The organism is Enterobacter sp. K16B, assembly GCF_020216105.1.
In the GTDB taxonomy this organism is placed as follows: Bacteria; Pseudomonadota; Gammaproteobacteria; order Enterobacterales; family Enterobacteriaceae; genus Enterobacter; species Enterobacter sichuanensis.
In genome coordinates, this window is record NZ_JAIWJZ010000113.1 from 1 (window position 1) to 5,962 (window position 5,962).

Consider the following 5,962-nt stretch of genomic DNA (forward strand, 5'->3'; position numbering starts at 1 on the left):
CTCTCCCTGTGGGAGAGGGCCGGGGTGAGGGCATCAGGCCGCACAAAACTAAACTCCGTACCCCATCATCTTCAACAATTGCTGCGCATGCTGCACCGCATCCTGACGATGCGCCACACCCAGCTTCTGATACAGATTGCGGATATGCGTTTTGATGGTGGTCGCCGCCACCGCCAGCTCACCGGCAATCTGCTCATTGCTGTAACCGGAATAGATCAGCCCCAGAACCTGCCATTCGCGCTGTGTCAGCGGGCTGGTACGGATCAGTTCCGGCACTTCAGGGTGGTTCAGCAGACGTTCAACGAAGTTCTCGTCGAAATGGGCAAACTTGTGGCGATGATGCTGGTTAATCTCGCGCAGAATGCGCTGGGCGCGATGCTGATCCAGCTCCGGCAGCGTATTAAGCTGAATAAGCTGACGCAGCTGCTGCGCCATCACTTCACCTTCAATCACAAAGTGGCTGATAAACCCGGTGCGGTTAGCCAGCTGTAGCGCTTCCAGCAGCACGCGCTGCGCATCGTTTTTACGGCCCGCCTGCCAGTAGAGCTGGTTTTGCAGGAGCAGGTTGCGGTTGAGGTCGCTCATCAGACGCAGGCTGCGCGCGTTCTCGTTCAACTCCTCCAGCACAATCTCTGCGGGCTCTAATTCACCAAGCAGGATCTGCGCGCGGGCAATGTTGCGCCACTGGCTCTGCAGGAAGTGGTTATTGGCAAATTCCGGTTTTGGCGTCTGGCGTAACCAGTTGGCGGCGGATTTTTTATCGCCGGTCATCTGCCAGTAAATCACCCGGACCTTATCGGCGTTTGAAACCCAGTCGCTATGATACTGACCGTTGCCGAGCAGGTTTTCCAGGCGGTTAAGATGGTTGCGGGCGTTATCGAGATCGCCGCGCGCCAGCGAGCACTGCACCAGCAGCGCCAGACACTGCAGCTGCTGCTGAGGCTGGAAGCTGGAGAGGACGTCCACACCCTGGCGGGCGCAGCTTTCGGCTTCATCCAGACGCGACCATGCCCACAGGAGCTGAGCGCGAATACGCAGCAGGAACTCGTGCATCGGCAGCTGTTCAAGATGCTGTTCACGAATCAGCTGGAACGCTTTTTCCTGGTTTTCCCAGGCGGCCTGCAGGAACCCCTGCGCGAACAAAATTTCGCTTTGCTGGATCAGGCTCCACAGCGCGTAATGCCAGACATCATGGCGACGCGCCATCTGCTCGGTTTGTTGCATCAGCGACAGGGAGCGCGTCAGCTCGCCTTTGCAGTGCAGCACTTCACCGTGTACCGACGTGGCAACAATCCGGCTGTAGAAGTTAGCGAGCGGCAGTTCATCCAGGGCAACCATCGCCAGGCGTTCAGCCTCATCCGGGTCGCCGTCGTTAATTGCTACCTGGGCCCGCAGGGCGTTAAATTCACCGTGCAGGGGCGTATCCATGTTGCTTTCCATCTCCTGCTCCGCGCGGGCCAGCAAGGTGTTCACTTCGCTGTAGCGATGCTGGCTCTGCATCAGCCAGGCCTGAAGCAGAACCAGACGCGGGTTCTCCAGCAGGCTTTCCCACGGCAGGGCTTTAAGCGACTCTTCCAGCAGCGTCAGTTCGCTGTGGTTAAACAGGCCCCACGCATGGTTGAGAAGGATATCGCGCAGCATGCTGGCATCACCCGCCGCCAGGGCGTGGTGAATGGCTTCGCTCGGGAAGCCCTGCGCCATCCAGCTTTCGGCGGCGGCGCGGTGAATTTCCGGCAGTTCAACCGCCAGCTCCCACTGGCAACGCTGGCGCAGGAAGCTGCCAAACAGCGGGTGATAACTAAACCACTCGCCGGGGTCGTCCATGCGGGTCAGGAACAGGCCCTGACGTTCAATCTCTTCAAGCTGTAGCTGACCGTTTTCACACCCCGTCACGCGCACGATTAACGCATCGTTCATGGAGCGTAGCAGCGAGCTTTTCAGCAGGAAATTGCGGGTCGCCGGATCAACGCTGTTCAGCACCTCGTCCACGAGGTAATCCGAAAGGTGGCTGGCGTTGATGCCCGCCAGGCGGCGCGCAGACTGATGCGCCGGGCTGTTGTTTTGTCGTGCAGAGAGGGCGATGAGCTGCAGCGCCGTCGCCCAGCCGGCGACGTCGTCGCACAGGCGGCTGCTTTCGGCGGCCTCAATCGGTGACGTCAGGCGGCAGTCAAAGAACTGTTTTGCTTCCTGGTGGGTAAAGGCCAGCTGCTGGCTGCCCACTTCGAGAAGCTGATCGCGCACGCGCAGGTTTGCAATCCCCAGCTGTGGCAGATTGCGTGACAGCACCACTAAGGTCAGGTTTTCCGGCTGATGGCGCAGGAAGAAACGCATCGATTCATGAATCACCGGGTTGGTAATGAGGTGGTAATCATCAATCACCACGTATAGCGGGCGATGCCATTCGGCCAGCTCGATAAACAGCTGGGAGAAAAGGGAGGACAGGCTGGCGTACTGGCGCTTTTGCACCATCACCTCGCTGGCGACGCAGTGTCCATTGGTTGCCTGCTGAATAGCGGCAATCAGATAGCTGGCAAAACGCTCTTGCTGGTTATCGCCCTCATCAAGGGAGTACCAGCCAAGATCGCTCTTACCTGCTGCCCATTGCGAAATGAGCGTTGTTTTTCCATAACCTGCAGGGCTCGTAACCAGCGCCAGTCGGAAATTATGTGCGCCGGAAAGTTTAGCCAACAGACGCTCGCGGACCACGGTATGGTCAAGGCGAACCGGGCGACTTAATTTTGACGGAATCAACATAGGTTTCACTTCACTGTGGGGACGAGAGATTTTATTTTTTTTGCGCTTCGTAATTAATAGATATAAGGTCGGCCAATAAGTTAACTATTGCAAGTTATGTCTGAATTTGGTGGCTCTGAATTTGCACTCTGTCACAAAACATTCAGGCGGCTGGCGGAACTTTCTGGAAAGGGCTTTGATGCCTTGTCAGTGCTGGCTTGTATGGCTGTGCTGCGGCTGCGCTGAAACTGGTTTCAGAAAGGGATAGTGACGGAAAATTTAATATACCCGGTGTAAAGTTAAGGGGGATTAATAATCTCCTTAGTAATGACCTGATTGCAGAAATATTATTCTACGTAAGTAATCATTTCAGCGCGTTTTAATTTCAGCCGAAACTGCATTTCATTTCTTTGACATTCTCCACGGTGACTATTTCCTCTTCCGGGCACACTCGAACTATGCTCTGAGAGTGGCCTCGATCACACTTTTCTGCTCATCCCCGCTACTCCTCCCTGTCTAATCCCCTGCGGGAGGAGGAAGAGGTGAAATGAGCCAGGCACACTAGCGCCAACTTGTGTTTTCTTTCTAAAGGATGCCGATCCCCTATGTCACAGCCTACCTTCAACAAAGCTCAATTCCAGGCTGCCCTGACGCGTCAGTGGCAGCGTTTTGGCCTTCATGCTGCTAACGAAATGACGCCTCACCAGTGGTGGCAGGCAGTGAGCGGTGCGCTCGCAGAGCAGCTGGATGCTCAACCTCTGGCAAAACCGGTAAAAGGTCAGCGCCATGTCAACTACATCTCAATGGAGTTCCTGATTGGCCGTCTGACGGGCAACAACCTGTTGAACCTCGGCTGGTATCAGGAGGTGGGGGACGTGCTGAAAGAGCACGACATTAACCTGACCGACCTGCTTGAAGAAGAGATTGACCCTGCGCTGGGTAACGGTGGTCTGGGGCGTCTGGCGGCCTGTTTCCTGGACTCCATGGCAACCGTCGGCCAGTCGGCGATTGGCTATGGCCTGAACTATCAGTACGGTCTGTTCCGTCAGTCATTTGCCGATGGCCATCAGATGGAAGCGCCGGACGACTGGCACCGTAACACCTACCCGTGGTTCCGCCATAACGCGCAGCTGGATGTGCAGGTCGGGATTGGCGGGAAAGTCACGAAACAGGGGCGCTGGGAACCGGCGTTCACCATCACCGGTGAAGCCTGGGACCTGCCAGTTCTCGGCTACCGTAACGGCGTTGCGCAGCCGCTGCGTCTGTGGCAGGCGAAGCATGCGCATCCGTTTAACCTGACCAAATTCAACGACGGCGATTTCCTGCGCGCCGAGCAGCAGGGCATCGACGCCGAGAAGCTGACCAAGGTGCTCTACCCGAACGACAACCACCTGGCGGGTAAAAAACTGCGTCTGATGCAGCAGTATTTCCAGTGCGCCTGCTCTGTGGCGGACATTCTGCGCCGCCATCATCTGGCAGGCCGCAAGCTGGCGCAGCTGCCGGACTTCGAAGTGATTCAGCTCAACGACACGCACCCGACCATTGCCATTCCTGAGCTGCTGCGCGTGCTGATCGACGAGCATCAGCTGAGCTGGGATGACGCCTGGGCGATTACCAGCCGCACCTTCGCTTACACCAACCACACCCTGATGCCAGAAGCGCTGGAGTGCTGGGATGAGAAGCTGGTGAAAAACCTCCTGCCGCGCCACATGCAGATCATCAACAAGATTAACGACCAGTTTAAAACGCTGGTGGATAAAACCTGGCCGGGCAACAAAGCGGTCTGGGCGAAGCTGGCGGTGGTCCACGATAAGCAGGTTCGCATGGCGAACATGTGCGTGGTGAGCGGCTTCGCGGTGAACGGCGTGGCGGCGCTGCACTCGGATCTGGTGGTGAAAGACCTCTTCCCGGAATACCACCAGCTGTGGCCGACCAAATTCCATAACGTGACCAACGGCATTACGCCGCGTCGCTGGATCAAGCAGTGCAACCCGCTGCTGGCCGGTCTGCTGGACAAAACCCTGAAGAAGGAGTGGGCCAACGATCTGGACCAGCTCATCAATCTGGAAAAATATGCGGACGACGCAAAATTCCGCGAGCAGTACCGCGCCATCAAGCAGGAGAACAAAGTTCGTCTGGCGGCGTTTGTTAAAGCGCGTACCGGGATTGAGATCAACCCGCATGCCATTTTCGATATCCAGATCAAACGCCTGCACGAGTACAAACGCCAGCACCTGAACCTGCTGCACATTCTGGCGCTGTACAAAGAGATCCGCGAGAACCCGCAGGCCGACCGCGTACCGCGCGTGTTCCTGTTCGGTGCGAAAGCGGCGCCGGGCTACTATCTGGCGAAAAACATCATCCTCGCCATCAACAAAGTGGCGGCGGCGATCAACAACGATCCGAAAGTGGGCGACAAGCTGAAGGTGGTGTTCCTGCCGGACTACTGCGTCTCTGCGGCTGAAATGCTGATCCCGGCGGCGGATATCTCCGAGCAGATCTCGACTGCGGGTAAAGAAGCCTCCGGCACCGGCAACATGAAGCTGGCGCTGAATGGCGCGCTGACCGTCGGTACGCTCGACGGGGCCAACGTCGAAATCGCCGAGAAGGTGGGTGAAGAGAATATCTTTATTTTCGGCCACACCGTGGAAGAGGTGAAAGCCATTAAGGCCAAAGGTTACGATCCGGTGAAGTGGCGCAAGAAAGACAAAGTGCTGGATGCGGTACTGAAAGAGCTGGAAAGCGGTAAATACAGCGACGGCGATAAGCACGCGTTTGACCAGATGCTGCACAGCATGGACAAACACGGCGGTGACCCGTATCTGGTGATGGCCGATTTCACAGCCTATGTGGACGCGCAAAAACAGGTCGACGTGCTGTATCGCGACCAGGAAGCGTGGACCCGGGCGTGCATTCTGAACACTGCCCGCTGCGGTATGTTCAGCTCTGACCGCTCAATCCGTGATTATCAGGCCCGTATCTGGCAGGCAAAACGCTAAGGAAGCGCGATGGAGAGTAAACGTCTGGACAGCGCCGCGCAGGCGGCGGGGATCAGCCTCAGTTACATTAATGCTCACGGCAAACCGCAGTCTATTGGCGCCGACACCAAAAGACGTTTGCTGGATGCCATGCACAAAACCGACGCGAAAGCGTCGGCTGCACCGGTGCCGAACGTGAAGGTTTTCACCTCGGGGAAAAAGATGGCCGCTGACGGTGGAGGGGCGCGGCG

2 protein-coding genes and 1 pseudogene are annotated in these 5,962 nt (G+C 57.0%); 2 read left to right on the plus strand and 1 reads right to left on the minus strand.

Going from position 1 to position 5,962, the window contains the following annotated elements; genetic code table 11:
- Positions 1–48: 48 nt before the first annotated feature.
- On the minus strand, positions 49–2,754 hold the full coding sequence (gene malT / locus LDK53_RS18815) for an HTH-type transcriptional regulator MalT (RefSeq protein ID WP_045285989.1): 2,706 nt from the start codon (positions 2,752–2,754) through the stop codon (positions 49–51).
- A gap of 584 nt (positions 2,755–3,338) precedes the next feature.
- Between malT and malP the strand changes: the two genes are divergently transcribed.
- Together malP and malQ are read left to right on the plus strand one after the other, a co-directional pair.
- Positions 3,339–5,732, plus strand: coding sequence for a maltodextrin phosphorylase (gene malP, locus LDK53_RS18820; RefSeq protein ID WP_045285988.1), 2,394 nt, complete (start codon positions 3,339–3,341; stop codon positions 5,730–5,732).
- A gap of 9 nt (positions 5,733–5,741) precedes the next feature.
- Positions 5,742–5,962 (plus strand): annotated as a pseudogene (gene malQ / locus LDK53_RS18825) (4-alpha-glucanotransferase); the annotation flags it as partial.